Origin of the sequence: Burkholderia sp. Bp8984, from assembly GCF_003853755.1 — a bacterium.
GTDB lineage: Bacteria > Pseudomonadota > Gammaproteobacteria > Burkholderiales > Burkholderiaceae > Burkholderia.
This window is the reverse complement of the sequence record NZ_QTQN01000004.1, coordinates 1-19,182: the sequence shown is the minus strand read 5'-3', so window position 1 is coordinate 19,182 and position 19,182 is coordinate 1. Positions and strand designations below refer to the sequence as shown.

The following is a 19,182-nucleotide window of genomic DNA, read 5'->3' as shown; positions in this document are numbered from 1 at the left end:
TGCAAGCAGAGTCTGAGGGTTGAGCGGGCGGCTTATGCCGCCCGTCTTTATATCTGCGCTATCCGCGTTTATATGCGCGAATGACCGTGTTGCCGATCCGGCGGGCGAAGTCACCGCTCACCCGCGCCGCGCGACCAGTTCCGACACCGTCTGCGCGGCCTGCTGCAGCGGCCCGAGAAACTCCCTCACCATCTGCTTCGCGGTGTGCCGCTGCGCGTTGCCGCTGATGTTCATCGCGGCGATCACCTGTCCGCGCCGGTTGCGGATCGGCGCGGAGATCGACATCAAGCCCACTTCGAGTTCCTGGTCGACCACGGCCCAGCCTTGCTGGCGCACCTGTGCGATCGTCGCCTTCAGTTCGCCGATGTCGGTGATCGTGCGCGGCGTATGCGCGCGGATGCCGCTCTGCGCGAGCGTTTCGTCGAGCGCCGCGTCGTCGAGCGCGGACAGCAGCACGCGGCCCATCGACGTGCAGTACGCGGGCAGGCGGCTGCCGATCGACAGGTTGATCGTCATGATCTTGCGGGTCGGCACGCGCAGCACATAGACGATCTCGGTGCGGTCGAGCACGGCGGCCGAGCAGCTTTCGTGGATCTGCGCGGACAACTGCTCCATCACCGGATCGGCGAGATTCCAGAACGGCATCGACGTGAGATACGCGAAGCCGAGCTCGAGGATCTTCGGCGTGAGGCGGAACAGCCGGCCGTCCGCCTCGACGTAGCCGAGCGTCTGCAGCGTCAGCAGGATCCGGCGTGCGCCGGCGCGCGTGAGCCCGGTGGCCGAGGCGACCTCGGTGAGCGTCTGCTCCGGGCGCTGGGCGTCGAATGCGCGGATCACCGCGAGGCCGCGCGCGAACGACTGCACATAGGAGTCGCCCGGTTTCGTCTGGATGTCTTCGGTTGTCATGAACGGTCGGATTGTCGTGCAGCCGAGAAGATAGCGCATGGGGCCTGACACGCCAACCGCACCGCGGACCGGGCGCTTGACAGGTCGTCCCCGCACTCCCTATGATGCGTTGAACGTTCGATACACGATCTTATGTTCGTATATAGAACATTTAAGCGCATCCCGGCGGGCAAAGCAAGGGGCGCGTTTCACTCACTTCCCAGCTTGCATGAGACCGGAGACACTGATGACCGAAGCTTTTCTGTGTGATGCGATTCGTACCCCGATCGGCCGCTACGGCGGCGCGCTCTCCGGCGTGCGCGCCGACGACCTCGGCGCGGTGCCGCTCAAGGCGCTCGTCGAGCGCAACCGCGACGTCGACTGGACGGCGATCGACGACGTGATCTACGGCTGCGCGAACCAGGCCGGCGAGGACAACCGCAACGTCGCGCGCATGTCTGCGCTGCTCGCGGGTTTGCCGGAGGGCGTGCCGGGTTCGACGATCAACCGCCTGTGCGGTTCCGGGATGGACGCGGTCGGCGTGGCCGCGCGCGCGATCAAGTCGGGCGAGGCCGCGCTGATGGTGGCCGGCGGCGTCGAAAGCATGACGCGCGCGCCGTTCGTGATGGGCAAGGCCGCCAGCGCGTTCGCGCGCCAGGCCGACATCTACGACACGACGATCGGCTGGCGCTTCGTCAATCCGCTGATGAAACAGCTGCATGGCGTCGATTCGATGCCGGAGACGGCCGAAAACGTCGCTGTCGACTACAACGTCAGCCGCGCCGATCAGGACCTGTTCGCGCTGCGCAGCCAGCAAAAGGCCGCGCGTGCGCAGCAGGACGGCACGCTCGCCGAGGAAATCGTACCGGTCACGATTCCGCAGAAGAAGGGCGACCCGGTCGTCTTTGCGCGTGACGAGCATCCGCGCGAAACGTCGCTCGAGACACTCGCGAAGCTGAAGGGCGTCGTGCGCCCGGACGGCTCGGTGACGGCCGGCAACGCGTCGGGCGTCAACGACGGCGCCGCCGCGCTGCTGCTCGCGAACGCGGAAGCCGCGAAGCGCTTCGGCCTGACGCCGCGTGCGCGCGTGCTCGGTATCGCGACGGCCGGCGTCGCGCCGCGCGTGATGGGCATCGGCCCGGCGCCGGCCACGCAGAAGCTGCTCGCGCGGCTCGGGATGACGATCGATCAGTTCGACGTGATCGAGCTGAACGAGGCATTCGCGTCGCAGGGTCTCGCGGTGCTGCGCATGCTCGGCGTCGCCGACGACGATCCGCGCGTGAACCCGAACGGCGGCGCGATCGCGCTCGGCCATCCGCTCGGCGCGTCGGGTGCGCGTCTCGTGACGACCGCGATGTACCAGCTGCATCGCACCAACGGCCGCTTCGCACTGTGCACGATGTGCATCGGCGTCGGCCAGGGTATCGCGATCGCGATCGAGCGCGTCTGATCGCGCGATGCGGCGAAGCGCGCGGAATGCGCGCCGCTTAGCCCTGCCTTTCCGGACGATGTGGCCGGCACGAGAAGATCGTCGTGTCGGCCACATCGTCATTCAGCCTCGTGATAGCCGCGCGATGCGCGCCGCGAGCGCGTCGATCTCGGTATCCGCGAACACCTCGATGCCATGCTGGCGCAGCAACGCCGCCGTCACACCGGCGCCGGCATGCCGCCGGCCCGCAAAACTCCCGTCGTAAATGAAGCTGCTTCCGCACGACGGACTTCCGTCCGCCAGGATCGCGAAGCGGCAGTCGTGCGCGCGTGCCAGCGCGAGCGCGGTGTGCGCGCCGTCGACGAACGGGGCCGTCACGTCGGTGCCGTGCACGTCGACGATGCGCGCGGCACCCGACAGCACGCGTTGCCCCGATTCGCCTGCCGCGATCTCGGCGGGCGGACGCGGCACGCTCAATCCGCCTGCCAGTTCCGGACACACGGGCACCAGGCGCCCTTCGCGCCGCCATCGTGCGAGCGTGTCATGCGCGGCGGTCCTCGCCGAGCCGTTGTAGCGGACGGGGTGGCCGAGCACGCACATGCTGACGAGGATCTTCGGCGCGACCGGCGGCTGCGGCGGGTTCTGCAATGTCGTTCTCCGTGCGGGCGGTGTCGGGCGCGCGGAAATGTTGCGCGCGGGTGGCGTTCGCGCGCGTCAGGCCGTCGGCGCTTCCAGGTGGATGTCCTCCGGCTCGAGCGCGTACAACGCCGGGTCGGGCGATGCGCTGACGGTGAAACCGAGGCGCAGGTAGAAGTCGATCGTGCGCTGCGACGGCGTCGCGGACACGTAGAGCCGTGCGGCGCCCATCGTCCGTGCCTGCGCGCGGGCCGCGCGATAGAGATGCTCGCCGAGCCCGCAACCGCGCCAGTCCTGACTCACGTGCAGGAACTTCAGCTGCAGCATGTCGCGTCGCGGGCCGAGCGGATCGGCGTCCACGATGACCGCCGCGACCAGCCGTGCGCCGTCGAACATGCCGAGACACCAGCCGCCGCGATCGTGACAGTCGAGCAGGATCGGCGTGTAATGCTCGGCTTCGCCGTCGGGCCAGCCGCGCACGTCGTAGAAGTCGGGGACGAGCTGCAGTTCGCCGTCGCGCAGCGCGTACAGATGATGGATGATCTCGCGCCGGTCGATGGTCCAGACGAGCGGCAGTTCGTCGCGGGTGAGCAGGCGTGCCGAGAGTGCGTCGCGTTCGGTGGCGGTGCGGCGTGTCATGCGGTGGTCCGGTGTGCAGCGCGTTGCGTGTGGTTGGGTGGGTGCGGCCGCGTGCCTGCTGCGGCGCCGCGCATGTTGTGCATGTCGTGCGTTTGCGGAACACGCATCGTGTCGCGATCGCGGAAAAGCGCGGCCTGATCGTGTCTATCGCCGTCATGCGCAGGCCGTGCCGTATTCCGGGGCGGCCGATTCAATTGCAGCCGGGATTTTTTCATCGAGTTCAAATGCCGGTCGAATGGAGCAGATCAGGCAGAGTCGTTTCGCTGCGCGCAACGGCTGCGCAGATTGGCTCGTTGCGCTGGGTTATTCCATAAAGCATCGGTTCACTTTCGCAAAGCGTCGGATGTGATTATCGCCGGATGACTTGATCGAAATCATGCAGATGACCGAATTCGATCTTTCATGCGCTTCCGGATTAAGGTTTTTCCGGAGGGTGCCGACAGCAAGGACGAGACCGTCGTAAAGCGATAAACCGTTTTTCGGCTACTGAGCGTGATTTTCGCGCTGCGCGGATCCTGCAGCCGGATCCGCCTTTCGGAGCCCTGCATGCGCAACAACCAGCCTGTCACCCAACAAGAATTCGAATTTCCCGACGACGTCACGCTGATGTCGACCACCGATGCGGACAGCATCATCACATACGCGAATACGACGTTCGCGTATGTGAGCGGCTTCTCGACCGACGAACTCGTCGGCGAGCCGCACAACGTCGTGCGGCACCCGGACATGCCGAAAGAGGCGTTCGCCGACATGTGGGCGACGCTGAAGAACGGCGAACCGTGGACGGCGCTCGTGAAGAACCGCCGCAGGAACGGCGATCACTACTGGGTGCGCGCGAACGCGGTGCCGGTGATGCGCGACGGGCAGCCGACGGGTTACATGTCGGTGCGTACCAGCGCGCCGCGCGACGAGATCGCGGCGGCCGACGCGCTGTACCGCGCGTTCCGCGAAGGCAAGGCCGGCAATCGCCGTTTCCACAAGGGGCTGATCGTCCGTACCGGGCTGATGCGTGTCGCGTCGCTGTTCCAGACGATGTCGGTGCGCGCGCGCGTTCATTCGACCCTGTGCGTGCTGGCACCGGCCGTCGTCGGCGCGGGGTGGGCGTGCGGGCTGACCGGCGGCGGGCTCGCGGCGTTTGCCGGTGCGGCGGTCGGTGTGGCGGTGGCGGCCGGCCTGTGGCTCGACGCGCAGATCGTGCGTCCGCTGATTCAGTTGCGCGACCAGGCGTTGCGCGTCGCGACCGGCGCAAGCCGCCGCGGCGTGCGGATGAACCGCGTCGACGAGATCGGCATGACGTTGCGTACGATCAACCAGCTCGGGCTGATGTTCCGCTGGCTCGTCGACGACGTCAGCGAGCAGGTGCACAACGTGCAACGCGCGAGCAACGAGATCGCCCAGGGCAACAACGACCTGAGCGCGCGCACCGAACAGGCCGCGTCGAGCGTGCAGGAGACCGCCGCGTCGATGGCCGAGATGACGGCCACCGTCGACAGCAATGCGGAGACCGCACTGCAAGCGAACCGGCTCGCCGTGTCCGCGAGCGAGGCGGCCGAGCGCGGCGGGCAGGCGGTGAGCGAAGTCGTCACGACGATGAACGACATTACCGACAGCTCGCGCAGGATCGCCGACATCATCGGCGTGATCGACGGCATCGCGTTCCAGACCAACATCCTCGCGCTGAATGCGGCGGTCGAGGCGGCGCGCGCGGGCGAACAGGGGCGCGGTTTCGCGGTGGTCGCCGGCGAGGTGCGGGCGCTCGCGCAACGCAGCGCGAACGCGGCGAAGGAAATCAAGACACTGATCGGCGCGAGCGTCGAGCGGGTCGAATCGGGCGCCCGGATCGTCGACGGCGCGGGCAAGACGATGGAGGACATCGTCACGCAGGTGAAGCGAGTGTCGGATCTGATCGCGGAAATCAGCTCGTCGACGGCCGAGCAGAGCACCGGGGTTGCGCAGGTTGATCAGGCGGTCGTGCATCTGGACAACATCACGCAGCAGAACGCGGCGCTGGTCGAGCAGAGCGCGGCGGCGTCGGAAAGCCTGAAGCAGCAGGCGACGCGGCTCGTGGACGCGGTGAACGTGTTTCGGTGATCGTCGGGGGCGCGCTCCCGCCACTGCGAGGCAACGCGAAGCAAATCGGGGCAAGGCGGCGAAATCCCCGATTTTCGTTTCGATTTACATGAATTAAACGAGAGAGATTCGCATTCTCGATTCCAGATCGATTCGTGAATCCCGTTGGAACAAGCGCCGGAATGGTCAGATGATTGATGGCGCAAGTATTTGATAAAGCTGGATTTTATTTACATATAAACAAAATGTTCGGCTGGATCAAGATGATGCGAAATTCATGCATATTTACCCGAAGCCGGCATAATGTTTTCGCCGGATTTGCCGAAAGCGCAGGAGTCTGATCGAACGCATGCGGGACGACCGCGATGCGGACGGTCTCGGTTCAATCCACAAGCGGACGCCAAGATCCGCAACCTGGGAACTCCACACCATGCGCAATAACCAGCCTGTCACGCAACGCGAATTCGATTTTCCCGACGGCGCGACGCTGATGTCGACCACCGACGCGGACAGTTACATCAAGTACGCGAATGCCGCGTTCATTCAGGTCAGCGGATTTTCCCCCGAGGAGATCGAAGGTCAGCCGCACAACGTCGTGCGGCACCCGGACATGCCGAAGGAGGCGTTCGCCGACATGTGGGCGACGCTGAAGAACGGCGAACCGTGGACCGCGCTCGTGAAGAACCGTCGCAAGAACGGCGATCATTACTGGGTCCGTTCGAATACGGTGCCGGTGATGCGCAACGGGCAGCCGACGGGTTACATGTCGGTGCGCACCAAGGCGTCGCGCGACGAGATCGCGGCGGCCGACGCGCTGTATCGCGCGTTCCGCGAAGGCAAGGCCGGCAATCGCCGTTTCCACAAGGGGCTGATCGTCCGTACCGGGCTGATGCGTGTCGCGTCGCTGTTCCAGACGATGTCGGTGCGCGCGCGCGTTCATTCGACCCTGTGCGTGCTGGCGCCGGCCGTCGTCGGCGCGGGGTGGGCGTGCGGGCTGACCGGCGGCGGGCTCGCGGCGTTTGCCGGTGCGGCGGTCGGTGTGGCGGTGGCGGCCGGCCTGTGGCTCGACGCGCAGATCGTGCGTCCGCTGATTCAGTTGCGCGACCAGGCATTGCGCGTCGCGACCGGCGAGAGCCGCACCGGCGTGGCGATGAACCGCGTCGACGAGATCGGCATGACGCTGCGCACGATCAACCAGCTCGGGCTGATGTTCCGCTGGCTCGTCGACGACGTCAGCGAGCAGGTGCACAACGTGCAGCGCGCGAGTAACGAGATCGCGCAAGGCAACAACGACCTGAGCGCGCGCACCGAACAGGCGTCGACCAGCGTGCAGCAGACGGCCGCGTCGATGGCCGAGATGACGGCCACCGTATCGAGCAACGCGGAGACGGCGCTGCAGGCGAACCAGCTGTCGGTTTCGGCGAGCGAGGCGGCCGAGCGCGGCGGACGGGCGGTGAGCGAAGTCGTCACGACGATGAGCGACATCACGGCGAGTTCGCACAAGATTTCCGACATCATCGGCGTGATCGACGGCATCGCGTTCCAGACCAACATCCTCGCGCTGAACGCGGCGGTCGAGGCGGCGCGCGCGGGCGATCAGGGGCGCGGCTTCGCGGTGGTCGCCGGCGAGGTGCGGGCCCTCGCGCAACGCAGCGCGAACGCGGCGAAGGAAATCAAGACACTGATCGGCGCGAGTGTCGAGCGGGTCGAATCGGGCGCCCGGATCGTCGACGGCGCGGGCAAGACGATGGAGGACATCGTCACGCAGGTGAAGCGCGTGTCGGACCTGATCGCGGAGATCAGCTCGTCGACGGCCGAGCAGAGCACCGGGGTCGCGCAGGTTGATCAGGCGGTCGTGCATCTGGACAACATCACGCAGCAGAACGCGGCGCTGGTCGAGCAGAGCGCGGCCGCGTCGGAAAGCCTGAAGCAGCAGGCGACGCGGCTTGTGGATGCGGTGAACGTGTTTCGTTGACGGTGGGGAAGGCAGGTGACGCGGGCACGGTGGAGACGCGCGGCCCGCGCGTCACCTCCACGGGGAGGCGCAGATCAAATCAGCGCCGGTTGCAACGGTGCACGGTGCTCGCGAACCTTGACGATCCGGTATTCGTTGCGAAGCCCTTCGTCGGTGACGATCTGCGTCTGGCGCAGATCGACGACCAGCACGTCGCCCTTTCCGAAGCGCTCGCCGGCATCGACCTTCGCGATGAACCGTTCGTCGTCCAGCGACGCATAGAACGCGGACGTGCCGTCGTGCACGCGCCATTTGTTGCCGTCCTTGAACACGACGGATTCGAGCTTCAGCATCTTGAGTGCGATCGTGTCGGTGACGATTTCGCCGGGATCGTCGCTACTCGCGAACGTACCGAGTTCGTCGCGTTCGATCGAGAGTTCGACGATGTCGTCGCGGACGATGCCGAAGCTGTCGATGCCGTCATGTTCGAGCGGCGAGAGCATTTTCTGCAGGTTGACGCGAACGGCCCGGTTCCGATACAGCCGGACGATGGGTTCATCGACGACGAAGCATTCCTGCTCCGACATCCAGATCCTGACATGCGCTCCGTCCGGCTCGGTGCGATGCGGTTTGCGCCCGCGCAGCGTGCGAATGAGGCCGATCAGCCCGCCGCCACCGATGATCCCCAATGCGGTGAGGATTGCCAGTGCGTTGCTGAACGCATTGGCGTTCGGCCCGGCGAACAGGTCGCGGATCTGGCTCGCGAGCGACTGGACGAAGATCAGCTCTGCATGGAATGAGCCGGCCTTGAAGCCGCCCCTGACCTCGAGACGAACCTCGGAGTGGTCGCCATTGAGTTCCTTGTTGGCGGACGAGAACAGGTCGGCGATCGCGAGCAGCACCGGTGCGAGGTCACGCACGTCCATCCGGTGCTCGCCGAGCGCGGGCCCGTCATAGACGACATTGAACGGCTGGTGATTGCTCGGCCCGCCGCGCTTTTCCTTGGGCGGGTACGTACGACGATCGGCTGACCCGACGCTCATGTGCGGACTCCCTTCGTGCGGGGCGCGATGCCGGGACGGGTGCGAGGACGCGCGACGAGGGCGCGGTGCGCGGGGGATACGCAGGTCGGGCGGACGGAAGAACTGCTCATGCGCAGGCAAACCGGATCGAGGTGGAACGCTCAATCTAGCGGCTGGCAGCGGGACGAGAAATGAGACTTGAACGAAATTGCCGAACGGCATGACGTTTGGCCGATGCGGCATCGACGTCGCGCACGGAACGCGTGCCGACATCGCGCACGGCAAGGTGACGCGGGCACGGCGGAGAGGAGGTACCGGCCCGCGTCGTGACCGCCCGGTTCCGGCCGGGCGGTCAGGGCCTGTCGCCGAAGCGCCAGGCCCCGAAACGTCAGACGGCGAGGCAGAGGTACTTGATCACGACGTAGTCGTCGATGCCGTAGTGCGAGCCTTCACGGCCGAGGCCCGACTGCTTGACGCCGCCGAACGGCGCGACTTCGTTCGAGATCAGGCCCGTGTTCACGCCGACCATCCCGTACTCGAGCGCTTCGGCGACCTTCCACACGCGGCCGATGTCGCGGCTGTAGAAGTACGCGGCGAGACCGAACTCGGTGTCGTTCGCGAGGCGGATCACCTCGTCGTCGCTGCCGAACTTGAACAGCGGCGCGAGCGGCCCGAACGTCTCTTCCTTCGCGACCTTCATCGCCGGCGTGACGCCCGTCAGCACGGTCGGCTCGAAGAAACCGTGGCCGAGCGCGTGGCGCTTGCCGCCCGTCACGACGGTCGCGCCCTTCGCGAGCGCGTCCTCGATGTGCGCCTCGACCTTCAGCACGGCCGCTTCGTTGATCAGCGGACCCTGCGTGACGCCCGGCTCCGTGCCGCGGCCGACCTTCAGCTGGCCGACCGCTGCCGCGAGCTTCTGCGCGAACTGGTCGTACACGGCTTCGTGCACGTAGAAGCGGTTCGTGCACACGCACGTCTGGCCGCTGTTGCGGTACTTCGATGCGATCGCGCCCTGCACGGCGGCATCGAGATCGGCGTCGTCGAACACGATGAACGGTGCGTTGCCGCCGAGTTCCAGCGACACCTTCTTGACCGTCGCCGCGCATTGCGACATCAGCAGGCGGCCGACCGGCGTCGAGCCGGTGAACGACAGCTTGCGCACGATCGGGTTCGACGTCAGCTCGCCGCCGATCGCCTTCGGATCGCCGGTGACGACGCTGAACACGCCGGCCGGCACGCCCGCGCGTTCGGCCAGCACGGCCATCGCGAGGGCCGAGAACGGCGTCGCCTCGGCCGGTTTCACGACGATCGGGCAGCCTGCCGCGAGCGCCGGGCCGACCTTGCGGGTGATCATCGCCGCCGGGAAGTTCCACGGCGTGATCGCCGCGCACACGCCGATCGCTTCCTTCGTCACGACGATGCGCTTGTCGCTCGCCGGCGTCGGGATCGTGTCGCCGTACACGCGCTTGCCTTCCTCCGCGAACCACTCGAGGAACGATGCGGCGTAGCCGATCTCGCCCTTCGCCTCGGCGAGCGACTTGCCCTGCTCGGTGGTCAGGATCAGCGCGAGGTCGTCGGCGTTTTCCATCATCAGGTCGTGCCACTTGCGCAGGATCGCCGCGCGCTCCTTCGCGGTCTTCTTGCGCCATGCCGGCCATGCGGCGTTCGCGGCCTCGATTGCGTGGCGCGTCTCGGCCGTGCCCATCGCCGGCACGGTGCCGAGCAGGCCGCCGGTTGCCGGATTGCGGACCTCGAACGACTCGCCGTTCGCCGCGCCTTGCCATTCGCCGTTGACATACGCCTGCTGGCGGAACAGCGACGGATCTTTCAGTGCCAGGGTTTCCTGAACGGTGCTCATATGAATCGCCTGCCTTGAAAATGACGGATAAAAAGGCCGCCGCCGTCCTGACGACGGCGGCGGCGCATTCGGTTGACGTGGACCGGAACTCAGGCCGGCACGCCGACCGTTTCCTTCAGCACTTCCTCGAGGATCACGAGCGCTTCGTCGAACACGGCCTGCGGGATCGTCAGCGGGAACAGGAAGCGCACGACGTTCGAGTACACGCCGCACACGAGCAGCAGCAGCCCGCGCTCGAGCGCGCGCGTCTGCACGCGCTTCGTGAATTCCGCGTCCGGCTCGCCCGAACCCGGCTTCAGGAACTCGACCGCGATCATCGCGCCCGGGCCGCGCACGTCGGCGATCTGCGGCACGTCGGCCTGCAGCGAATTCAGCTTCGCCTTCAGCACGTCGCCGAGTTGCGTCGCACGTTCGCACAGCTTCTCTTCGTCGATGATCTCGAGCACCGCGTGCGCCGACGCGACGGCCAGCGGGTTGCCCGCATAGGTGCCGCCGAGGCCGCCGGGAGCCGCTGCGTCCATCACGTCCGCACGGCCGACGACGCCCGACAGCGGCATGCCGCCCGCGAGGCTCTTCGCCATCGTGATCAGGTCGGCCAGCACGTCGTAGTGCTGCATCGCGAACAGCTTGCCGGTACGCGCGAAGCCAGTCTGCACTTCGTCGGCGATCAGCAGGATGCCGTGCTCGTTACAGATCTTGCGCAGCGCGCGCACGAACTCGGCCGGCGCCGGGTTGAAGCCGCCTTCGCCCTGGACCGGTTCGAAGATGATCGCGGCGACGCGCTTCGGATCGATGTCGGCCTTGAACAGCATCTCGATCGCCTTGATCGAGTCGGCCGTCGTCACGCCGTGCAGCGCGTTCGGGTACGGCGCGTGGAACACGTCGCCCGGGAACGGGCCGAAGTTCAGCTTGTACGGGGCGACCTTGCCGGTCAGCGCCATGCCCATCATCGTGCGGCCGTGGAAGCCGCCCGAGAACGCGATCACGCCCGGACGGCCGGTCGCGGCGCGCGCGATCTTGATCGCGTTTTCGACGGCTTCGGCGCCGGTCGTGAAGAACGCGGTCTTCTTCGGGAAGTCGCCCGGCGCGCGTTCGTTGATCTTTTCCGCCAGCTCGACGTACGACGCGTACGGGACGATCTGGTAAGCGGTGTGCGTGAAGCTGTTCAGTTGATCCGCGATCGCCTTGACGATCTTCGGGTGGCGGTGGCCCGTGTTCAGCACCGCGATGCCGGCGGCGAAATCGATGAAGCGGCGGCCTTCGACATCCCACAGCTCCGCGTTCTCGGCGCGGGCTGCGTAGAAATCGCACATCACGCCGACGCCGCGCGGGGTGGCGGCGTTCTTGCGGGCCTGCAGGTCGGCATTCTTCACGGTCATCTCCTTGATGTTCTGTCCGGTGGGATAAAAATCGGCCGCATTGGCAGCCCATGGAGGCGACTATAATCACATTTGGCTCTGGCAATCAGAGCCATTTCAATAAATATTCAGGAGCCAATCATGCGCGCAAGCGTGTTGTCGGACTGGCTGGCGCAGCGCCTCGTGCGCGGCGGCGAACAGCCGATCTACCGGCAGCTGCACCGGCTGCTGCAGCAGGCGATCCTGTCGCGCGAACTGCCGGCCGGCACGCGCGTGCCGTCGTCGCGGCTGCTGGCGGCTGAGCTCGGGATCGCCCGCAACACGGTCACGCAGGTTTACGAACAGCTTGCGCTCGAAGGTTATGTGAACTCGGCGACGGGGCGCGGCACGTTCGTCGCCGACAGCGCGCCGGACGAGATCGTCGGCGCGTCGCCCGACCCGGCCGCCGGCGCGGCGGTGGCACCATCGTCCGCGCGGCGGCTGTCGGCGCGCGGCACGCGGCTCGTGGAGGGCGCGGGCGTGTCGAAGCGCCAGGGTGGCGCGTTCATGCCCGGCGTGCCCGATGTGTCGCGCTTTCCGGCGCGCGTGTGGACGCGGCTGCACAACAAGTACTGGCGGAGATTGCGCCCCGATTTGCTCACCTACGCGCCGGGCGGCGGGCTCGCGCTGCTGCGCGAGGCGCTGGCCGACTACCTGCGCACGTCGCGTTCGGTGCGTTGCACGCCCGAGCAGATCGTGATCACGACCGGGATCCACCAGTCGATCGACCTCGCGGTGCGGCTCCTGACCGATCCGGGCGACGCGATCTGGACCGAGGATCCGTGCTACTGGGGCGTGCGCAGCGTGCTGAACGTGTCGGGGCTGACCACGCGGCCGATTCCGGTCGACGACGAAGGGATCGCGCCGTCGGCCGCCGATCTCGCCGAGCCGCCGAAGCTGATGCTCGTCACGCCGTCGCACCAGTATCCGCTCGGGATGGTGATGAGCCTCGCGCGGCGCCGCATGCTGCTCGAATACGCGCGCCAGCACGGCTGCTGGATCATCGAGGACGACTACGACAGCGAATTCCGCTACGGCAGCCGGCCGCTCGCGTCGCTGCAGGGGCTCGATACGGCCGGGCAGGTGATCTACGTCGGCAGTTTCGGCAAGACGCTGTTCCCGGGGCTGCGGGTCGGGTATCTGGTCGCGCCGGAGCCGCTCGCCGAGAGCTTCGCGACCGCGAGCGCCGAGCTGTATCGCGAAGGGCAGCTGCTGCAGCAGGCGGTGCTCGCCGAGTTCATCGCGGAAGGGCACTTCGTGTCGCATATCCGCAAGATGCGCACGCTGTACGGGCAGCGCCGCGAGGTGCTGCTCGATGCGGTCGCGCGCCGCTACGGCGACACGCTGCAGGCACTCGGCAGCGATGCGGGGCTGCATCTCGTCACGCGGCTGCCGGACGGGGTCGACGATCGCGCGGTCGCGCAGGCCGCGCTCGAACGCAACATCGTCGTGCGGCCGCTGTCCGGTTACTACGCGGAGCGCGAGCGCGCGGCGTCGGGGTTGCTGCTCGGCTATGCGTGCGTGCCGGAGGACGAGATCGCGACGGCGTTCGCGACGCTGGCCGAGGCGATCGACGAGCGGGCGTTCGACGGGATGATTGCGGCGGCTTGACGTGTGCGGCAGTTGAGGTGACGACCCACGCTCGAGACGGCAGAGCGCGATGCGAAAGTCACGTATGAGAGGGAGTCGATATGGATCAGCGTTTTCAAGCAGGTCCAGGGCAATTGTCTCCGCGGTGCGGAGACAATTGCCTCGCCTGGAAAAACCTCGGCTGCAAGCACACAACGGCCCGACTGCCGAGTGCACCGGACCTGCCGTGACTGCCGGTCCTTCCTGAGGGCGTACGCACGCGCGTCAAAGCCGGATCAACGCCGCGCCCGCGACCACCAGCGCGCATGCGGCGAGCCGCTGCGCGCCGGGCCGCTCGCGCATCACGAACCAGCCGATCGCGACCGCGAAGATCGAGCTTGTCTCGCGCAGCGCCGATACCGTCGCGACCGGCAGATGCCGGTACGCGAGAATCACGATTCCATAGGCGGCGAGCGAGATCGTGCCGGCGATCGCGCCTTGCCGCAGCGACGCGCGCGAACCGAACACCACGCGCGGGCCGCCGCGCATCGCGCACACCAGCACGAGCTGCGGCACGCTCCACAGCAGATAAACCCACGCGATATAGCCGAGTGCGCTGCCCGACACACGCGAGCCGATGCCGTCGCAGATCGAATACGCGGCGATGAACACGCCCGTGAGCAGTGCGTACGGCACGCCTTCGCCGGAGAACCGGAAGCCGCGCCGCAACGCGAGCGACATGATGCCGAACGACACGAGCGCAATGCCCGCGAAGCCGAACGGCGTCGGTCGCTCGTGCAGCATCGCGAGCGCCAGCACCGATACGAGCAGCGGCGAGATCCCGCGCGCGATCGGGTAGATCTGCCCGAATTCGCCGTTGCGGTATGCACGCGCCAGCGTGAAGCAGTACGCGACCTCGAGCACGGCCGACGCCGCGACATACGGCCACGCGGCGGGCGCTGGCGCGGGCAGCAGTACAACGCCCGCGATGCCGAACGCGAGATACGGCAGCGACATCGTGCCGAGCTGGACGAGACGGTCTTCGCTCACGTGGAGGAATGCATTCCAGATCGCGTGCAAGAGGGCGGAGCACAGCACGAGGCCGATGAACAGGTGATCCATGAATGAGCGAGCGGACGAGGGCGGGCGCCGTCAATTATGTGGGTGCCGGGCGCGCTCGCGCGGAATTGTCGATAATAGAACATTGTTATTCACCGGATGCCGACGATGACCGAAGCCCCCCTCACCCCGCCCGCCGTTCCGCGCCTCACGAGCCTGTCGCATGGCGGCGGCTGCGGCTGCAAGATCGCGCCGGGCGTGCTGTCCGAACTGCTGAAGCGGGCGACGCCGCCCGCGCTGTTCCCGGACCTGCTGGTCGGCACCGAGACCTCCGACGACGCGGCCGTCTACCGGCTGAACGACGAGCAGGCGATCGTCGCGACGACCGACTTCTTCATGCCGATCGTCGACGATCCGTTCGACTTCGGCCGTATCGCTGCCACCAACGCGCTGTCCGACGTCTACGCGATGGGCGGCAAGCCGATTCTCGCGCTCGCGCTGGTCGGGATGCCGATCAACGTGCTGCCGCACGAGACGATCGCGGCCGTGCTGCGCGGTGGCGAATCGGTGTGCGCGGATGCCGGCATTCCGGTCGCGGGCGGCCATTCGATCGATTCGGTCGAGCCGATCTACGGGCTCGCGGCGATTGGCGTCGTGCATCCGTCGCGCGTGAAGCGCAACGCGGCCGCGCGCGCGGGTGACGTGCTCGTGCTCGGCAAGCCGCTCGGCGTCGGCGTGCTGTCGGCCGCGCTGAAGAAGAACCAGCTCGACGACGCGGGCTATGCGCAGATGGTGGCGACGACCACCAAGCTGAACCGGCCGGGCGCCGAACTCGCCGCGCTGCCGGGCGTGCATGCGCTGACCGACGTCACGGGCTTCGGGCTGCTCGGCCATACGCTCGAACTGGCGCGCGGCGCGAAGCTGACCGCACGCGTGCATTACGCATCGCTGCCGTGGCTGGCGGGCGTCGAGGCGTTCGTCGCCGACGGCGTGTTCACCGGCGCATCGGGCCGCAACTGGGCCGCATATGGCGCCGACGTGCGGCTCGCCGACGGGCTGCCGCCCGTCGCGCAGGCGCTGCTGACCGATCCGCAGACGTCCGGCGGCCTGCTGGTCGCGTGCGCGCCGGATGCCGTCGACGACGTGCTCGCGTGCTTCCGCGCCGACGGCTTCGACCGTGCGGCCGTGATCGGCGAGATGGTGGACGGGCCCGCGCGCGTCGACGTCGCCTGACGCGGTTTTTTTCACGCTGGATCGCTGTCGGTCGCTAGAATCGATGCCTTCCCTCGAAGGCATCGACGACCGATGAACGATTTCCTGTTCGGGCCGTGGATCGAGAGCCACGCAAGGCTCGTCGTGGTTTGCATCCAGTCATTCGCATCGACGTCGACTCGTGCGTCGGTCGATCAGATAGTATTCCTGATGTTATTGCGCGGCGCGCATGTCGATCCCGGCCGCGTTTCATGCGAATCCTGGAGCCGCGCACACCGCCCGCCGTTTCGTAGTCGGGTTCCGCATCGCACACGCGCGTTCTATACTCCCTCGCGCAGTCTCCGAGAGCCGTTCTCACCCAACATCACCGAAACAAGGAACGCCGATGCTGACTCGCTCCATCCTTTCCGCAGCTGCATTCTCGCTTGCCGCCTGTGCGACCGCGCCGTCGATTGCGCAGAACAACCAGGGCAACGATGGGGGCAACGCCGCATTCGCCGAGACCGGTGCACAGGGCCGCCCGGTCAAGGTCATGATCATCACGATGTTCGGTCCGGAAGGCCAGGCATGGCTCGACCGGCTCGGCCCGTGGCGCGACATCACCGTGCCCGGCCTGTCGCCCGACTATCCGGCCGTTCACTGCAACAAGCAGGACGTGTGCGTGGTGACGACCGGCATGGGCTACGCGAACGCGTCCGCGACGATCATGGCGCTCACGTTCTCGCAGCGTTTCGACCTGCGCCGCACGTACTTCCTCGTGTCGGGCATCGCGGGCGTCGACCCCGCGCAAGGCACGGTCGGTTCCGCCGCCTGGTCGAAATACCTGGTCGACTTCAGCCTGCAGTGGGAACTCGATGCGCGCGAGATTCCAGCAGGCTGGAATACCGGCTTTCTCGGCATCAATACGAAGAGCCCGAACGACAAGCCGCCGCTCGACTACCGCACCGAAGTATTCCAGCTCAACCCGCAGCTGACCGATGCCGCGTATGCGCTGTCGCGCAACGTCGTGCTCGCCGACAGCGCGCAGGCCCAGGCCGCGCGCGCGAAGTTCACGTATGCGCCGGCGAATCGGCCGCCGACGGTGATCCAGTGCGACACGTCATCGGGCAATACGTGGTTCTCGGGCACGCTGATCGGCGAGCGCGCGCGCCAGTGGACCAAGATCCTCACCGACGGCAAGGGCACCTACTGCATGACCGCGCAGGAAGACAACGCGACGTATGAAGCGCTCAAGCGCGCGGCGAGCGTGAAGCGGGTCGACCTGTCGCGCGTCGCGGTGCTGCGCACGGGTTCCGATTTCGACCGGCCGTATGCAGGGCAGACGAGCGCGGACAATCTGCTGAACTATGCGGACCAGGGTGGTTTCGCCCCGGCGACCGAAAACCTGTACCGCGCGGGCAATCCGCTCGTTCAGGACATCGTCACGCACTGGGGCGAATGGCGCGACGGCGTGCCGCGCCGGTGAGGGGGTAGCGCCGCGCTGGAGTCACTCGATCATTCACGCGTGGCCGGGCTCCGGGCGAGTCGATATCGCCTGGAGCGACCGGATTGGGGCCCGCGGGACCGGCTGCGGAGGATCACGGGCCGGGGCGCGCGAGTTTGAGTTCGATGCGCGTATATTCCGGCCCCAATAGCTGCATGGGCGCAGTCTCACCGTGCTCGTCCGTCATGCCGATGTATTGCGTGGCACTGGTGCTGATCCGGTAGCAGGTATGCGTTAGCAGCCGGTGGTCTTGATTTCGCAAAAGCAAGGTCTGGTTGCGCGTGCGTGCGGTCCAGCGCTCCGTTGTCACGAAACGTGCCGACGTGGGTTCACGACTGTCGCCGCATGAAAAGCGGCTCGAGTCGGGCTCGGGCCCCGGCATTTCGGGTGTCGGTGCATGACTGGCGACACCGGGCGTACCTGCCGAGTTGCAAAGACTCTGACAGCCCGCAGGCGGGCATTTCGGGACGAACTGGACCCAAAGCTGCTTCCTGTCATCGGGATCGAGCTTGCCGTTCCTGCGCGACACGATTCGCTCGTCGATGTAAATGTCGTCGGGCGACATTCCGAGTTGCACGAGAAACGATTTCATCTGCGCACCGCGTTGCCGCGCGAGTTGATTAGGGCGGCTTTCCCAATCGTAGGCCGTCGCGTCGATCGAGACCGCCGCCCCTTCGCGCGTCCATTCCCTGGCGGTCAGGTAGTGTCTGACGACGGAGAGTCTGTCGCTGTTGGCGATTTCGGCCGAATTCAGCGGCAGTTCCATGCTGTCGGTCAACAGGACCTTGCACGCATTGGCCTGTATCGGGAGTGACAGGAGGGCGCCGAATATGACAGAGAGGGCACGTCGCATGAGTTGCTCCGATTCAACGTGCCAGAATGAACCACGCGATGTTGTCTGCATTACCGATCGCCATGCCCGGGTAGCGTTTCGCGAACTGGGCGCTGGCCCGTCGACCGTATGCCGCTGGATGGTCGCCCGCGTCGAAAGTGTCTGCAAAATGCGCGCATTCGTGAACGATGGTCAATTGCTGCGAGGAGAGGTTCCCGGCTGATCGCTCGGGTAGCGAGCAGAACGGGAGATTGATGGCGATTGTATGAGTTGCGGTGTCGGAGCGACAGACATGCGCGACCTCGGCGTCGAGATGTTTCATGTTTGGAAGACATCCTGTTGCGCGGTCGGCATCGGAACCGATGCGGACGAAATTTTCTGGCCCGAGCGTGGCCATCACCCTGGCGAGGGCGTCGAGCCCTGAAGTAAGTCTGCGTCTTGTATCGCTATTTGCCGAGCCGAACCACTCGATCACTCGTGCTTCCGTGGCCGGGTTCCAGAGCATCAGTTCCCTGCGCCGTCGCAGTGTGATCTCGACTGCTTCGTCCCGCAATTCGAGCATCCGTTTCCTGAACGCCGCGTCCGTCATGTTCGGACAGATGGGTGGTCCATCGAGAGATACACCAGGCAGTGGCGATGTTGTCATAGGCACTCTCCATATGGATATCATTTGGAGTGCTGATGCTAAGTGCCTGAAGTAGGACCGAAGGTGTACCAGATTTCGGTCGATGCAACGAATGAGTATTGGGAAGTGTGAATGGAAGGTGGGAAAGACGGCGGGTTCTTGCGGCGAACAAGCAACCTTTCGCTGGCTCAACCGGCGTGATGATCTGGATTGAGCCCGCTGGACATGCAATATACAGCCGATCGACCATCGACTACGATGGCAAGCGCGACCGGCAGACTAATCAGCTCGTGTCAATCGCTGTATCGGGCATGGATGCGACTTGGTCGCTGGATTGACCTTGGATAACGTCACCAATTGTGTCGCTACACTGGTGCAGTGACTACGGCACAAATATGCCGTAGTGGCCGACGCTTCGCCCCGGCGACCGAAAACCTGTACCGCGCGGGCAATCCGCTCGTTCAGGACATCGTCACGCACTGGGGCGAATGGCGCGACGGCGTGCCGCGCCG

The 19,182-nt window shown here is 66.3% G+C and carries 16 protein-coding genes; 7 read left to right on the top strand and 9 right to left on the bottom strand.

Going from position 1 to position 19,182, the window contains the following annotated elements:
• Nucleotides 1-117: 117 nt before the first annotated feature.
• The gene (locus DID98_RS05695; protein ID WP_185500311.1) at nt 118-906 is read right to left on the bottom strand and encodes an IclR family transcriptional regulator; all 789 of its coding nucleotides are present in this window, start codon (nt 904-906) and stop codon (nt 118-120) included.
• A gap of 226 nt (nt 907-1,132) precedes the next feature.
• Between DID98_RS05695 and pcaF the strand changes: the two genes are divergently transcribed.
• Nucleotides 1,133-2,335: a 3-oxoadipyl-CoA thiolase gene (pcaF, locus tag DID98_RS05690; RefSeq protein WP_044845776.1), complete on the top strand. Its 1,203-nt coding sequence runs from the start codon at nt 1,133-1,135 to the stop codon at nt 2,333-2,335.
• A 102-nt stretch (nt 2,336-2,437) separates the two neighbouring features.
• On the opposite strand, the gene DID98_RS05685 is transcribed toward pcaF, so the two are convergent.
• Nucleotides 2,438-2,914: a DUF523 domain-containing protein gene (locus DID98_RS05685; protein WP_409333439.1), complete on the bottom strand. Its 477-nt coding sequence runs from the start codon at nt 2,912-2,914 to the stop codon at nt 2,438-2,440.
• A 114-nt stretch (nt 2,915-3,028) separates the two neighbouring features.
• A complete protein-coding gene (locus DID98_RS05680) occupies nt 3,029-3,589 on the bottom strand; it encodes a GNAT family N-acetyltransferase (protein ID WP_124520052.1) in 561 nt (186 codons plus the stop codon).
• Between the two features lie 546 nt (nt 3,590-4,135).
• Between DID98_RS05680 and DID98_RS05675 the strand changes: the two genes are divergently transcribed.
• Both DID98_RS05675 and DID98_RS05670 read left to right on the top strand, forming a co-directional pair.
• On the top strand, nt 4,136-5,680 hold the full coding sequence (locus DID98_RS05675; RefSeq protein ID WP_124520050.1) for a PAS domain-containing methyl-accepting chemotaxis protein: 1,545 nt from the start codon (nt 4,136-4,138) through the stop codon (nt 5,678-5,680).
• A 409-nt stretch (nt 5,681-6,089) separates the two neighbouring features.
• Complete coding sequence (locus DID98_RS05670) at nt 6,090-7,634, top strand: PAS domain-containing methyl-accepting chemotaxis protein (protein WP_044845772.1); 1,545 nt, start codon at nt 6,090-6,092, stop codon at nt 7,632-7,634.
• A 74-nt stretch (nt 7,635-7,708) separates the two neighbouring features.
• Here the strand turns inward: DID98_RS05670 and DID98_RS05665 are convergent, their stop codons facing one another.
• The 3 genes from DID98_RS05665 to DID98_RS05655 all read right to left on the bottom strand — a co-directional run bounded on the left by DID98_RS05665 (nt 7,709) and on the right by DID98_RS05655 (nt 11,866).
• Nucleotides 7,709-8,857, bottom strand: a complete 1,149-nt coding sequence (locus DID98_RS05665) for a hypothetical protein (protein WP_260426216.1) — start codon at nt 8,855-8,857, stop codon at nt 7,709-7,711.
• Nucleotides 8,858-9,023: 166 nt separating this feature from the next.
• Nucleotides 9,024-10,493, bottom strand: coding sequence for an NADP-dependent succinate-semialdehyde dehydrogenase (gene gabD, locus DID98_RS05660; RefSeq protein WP_044845770.1), 1,470 nt, complete (start codon nt 10,491-10,493; stop codon nt 9,024-9,026).
• Between the two features lie 89 nt (nt 10,494-10,582).
• A complete protein-coding gene (locus tag DID98_RS05655; protein WP_124486152.1) occupies nt 10,583-11,866 on the bottom strand; it encodes a 4-aminobutyrate--2-oxoglutarate transaminase in 1,284 nt (427 codons plus the stop codon).
• Nucleotides 11,867-11,992: 126 nt separating this feature from the next.
• Here DID98_RS05655 and DID98_RS05650 point away from each other — a divergent pair, with 126 nt between their 5' ends.
• The gene (locus tag DID98_RS05650) at nt 11,993-13,501 is read left to right on the top strand and encodes a PLP-dependent aminotransferase family protein (RefSeq protein WP_124520048.1); all 1,509 of its coding nucleotides are present in this window, start codon (nt 11,993-11,995) and stop codon (nt 13,499-13,501) included.
• A 243-nt stretch (nt 13,502-13,744) separates the two neighbouring features.
• Here DID98_RS05650 and DID98_RS05645 read toward each other — a convergent pair whose 3' ends face one another.
• On the bottom strand, nt 13,745-14,581 hold the full coding sequence (locus DID98_RS05645) for a DMT family transporter (protein WP_124486154.1): 837 nt from the start codon (nt 14,579-14,581) through the stop codon (nt 13,745-13,747).
• 105 nt (nt 14,582-14,686) lie between these two features.
• Here DID98_RS05645 and selD point away from each other — a divergent pair, with 105 nt between their 5' ends.
• Both selD and DID98_RS05635 read left to right on the top strand, forming a co-directional pair.
• Entirely contained in the window at nt 14,687-15,751 is a 1,065-nt protein-coding gene (selD, locus tag DID98_RS05640; RefSeq protein WP_124520046.1) for a selenide, water dikinase SelD, read from the top strand.
• A gap of 364 nt (nt 15,752-16,115) precedes the next feature.
• On the top strand, nt 16,116-17,195 hold the full coding sequence (locus DID98_RS05635; RefSeq protein WP_124486156.1) for a purine nucleoside permease: 1,080 nt from the start codon (nt 16,116-16,118) through the stop codon (nt 17,193-17,195).
• Between the two features lie 112 nt (nt 17,196-17,307).
• On the opposite strand, the gene DID98_RS05630 is transcribed toward DID98_RS05635, so the two are convergent.
• Complete coding sequence (locus DID98_RS05630) at nt 17,308-18,066, bottom strand: hypothetical protein (RefSeq protein WP_124486157.1); 759 nt, start codon at nt 18,064-18,066, stop codon at nt 17,308-17,310.
• A gap of 13 nt (nt 18,067-18,079) precedes the next feature.
• A complete protein-coding gene (locus tag DID98_RS05625) occupies nt 18,080-18,691 on the bottom strand; it encodes a M35 family metallo-endopeptidase (RefSeq protein ID WP_260426217.1) in 612 nt (203 codons plus the stop codon).
• Between the two features lie 336 nt (nt 18,692-19,027).
• Between DID98_RS05625 and DID98_RS36605 the strand changes: the two genes are divergently transcribed.
• Nucleotides 19,028-19,182 (top strand): hypothetical protein (locus DID98_RS36605; protein WP_185702671.1); only part of this gene is annotated, 155 nt, incomplete at its 3' end.

What these genes read in the sequence shown, in the direction of transcription:
- pcaF (WP_044845776.1), top strand. Translation starts at nt 1,133, where the DNA reads ATGACCGAAGCTTTTCTGTGTGATGCGATTCGTACCCCGATCGGCCGC.
- DID98_RS05670 (WP_044845772.1), top strand. Translation starts at nt 6,090, where the DNA reads ATGCGCAATAACCAGCCTGTCACGCAACGCGAATTCGATTTTCCCGAC.
- gabD (WP_044845770.1), bottom strand. Translation starts at nt 10,493, where the DNA reads ATGAGCACCGTTCAGGAAACCCTGGCACTGAAAGATCCGTCGCTGTTC.
- DID98_RS05650 (WP_124520048.1), top strand. Translation starts at nt 11,993, where the DNA reads ATGCGCGCAAGCGTGTTGTCGGACTGGCTGGCGCAGCGCCTCGTGCGC.
- DID98_RS05695 (WP_185500311.1), bottom strand. Translation starts at nt 906, where the DNA reads ATGACAACCGAAGACATCCAGACGAAACCGGGCGACTCCTATGTGCAG.
- DID98_RS05645 (WP_124486154.1), bottom strand. Translation starts at nt 14,581, where the DNA reads ATGGATCACCTGTTCATCGGCCTCGTGCTGTGCTCCGCCCTCTTGCAC.
- selD (WP_124520046.1), top strand. Translation starts at nt 14,687, where the DNA reads ATGACCGAAGCCCCCCTCACCCCGCCCGCCGTTCCGCGCCTCACGAGC.
- DID98_RS05635 (WP_124486156.1), top strand. Translation starts at nt 16,116, where the DNA reads ATGCTGACTCGCTCCATCCTTTCCGCAGCTGCATTCTCGCTTGCCGCC.
- DID98_RS05675 (WP_124520050.1), top strand. Translation starts at nt 4,136, where the DNA reads ATGCGCAACAACCAGCCTGTCACCCAACAAGAATTCGAATTTCCCGAC.
- DID98_RS05625 (WP_260426217.1), bottom strand. Translation starts at nt 18,691, where the DNA reads ATGACAACATCGCCACTGCCTGGTGTATCTCTCGATGGACCACCCATC.
- DID98_RS05665 (WP_260426216.1), bottom strand. Translation starts at nt 8,857, where the DNA reads ATGCCGTTCGGCAATTTCGTTCAAGTCTCATTTCTCGTCCCGCTGCCA.
- DID98_RS05630 (WP_124486157.1), bottom strand. Translation starts at nt 18,066, where the DNA reads ATGCGACGTGCCCTCTCTGTCATATTCGGCGCCCTCCTGTCACTCCCG.
- DID98_RS05685 (WP_409333439.1), bottom strand. Translation starts at nt 2,914, where the DNA reads ATGTGCGTGCTCGGCCACCCCGTCCGCTACAACGGCTCGGCGAGGACC.
- DID98_RS05680 (WP_124520052.1), bottom strand. Translation starts at nt 3,589, where the DNA reads ATGACACGCCGCACCGCCACCGAACGCGACGCACTCTCGGCACGCCTG.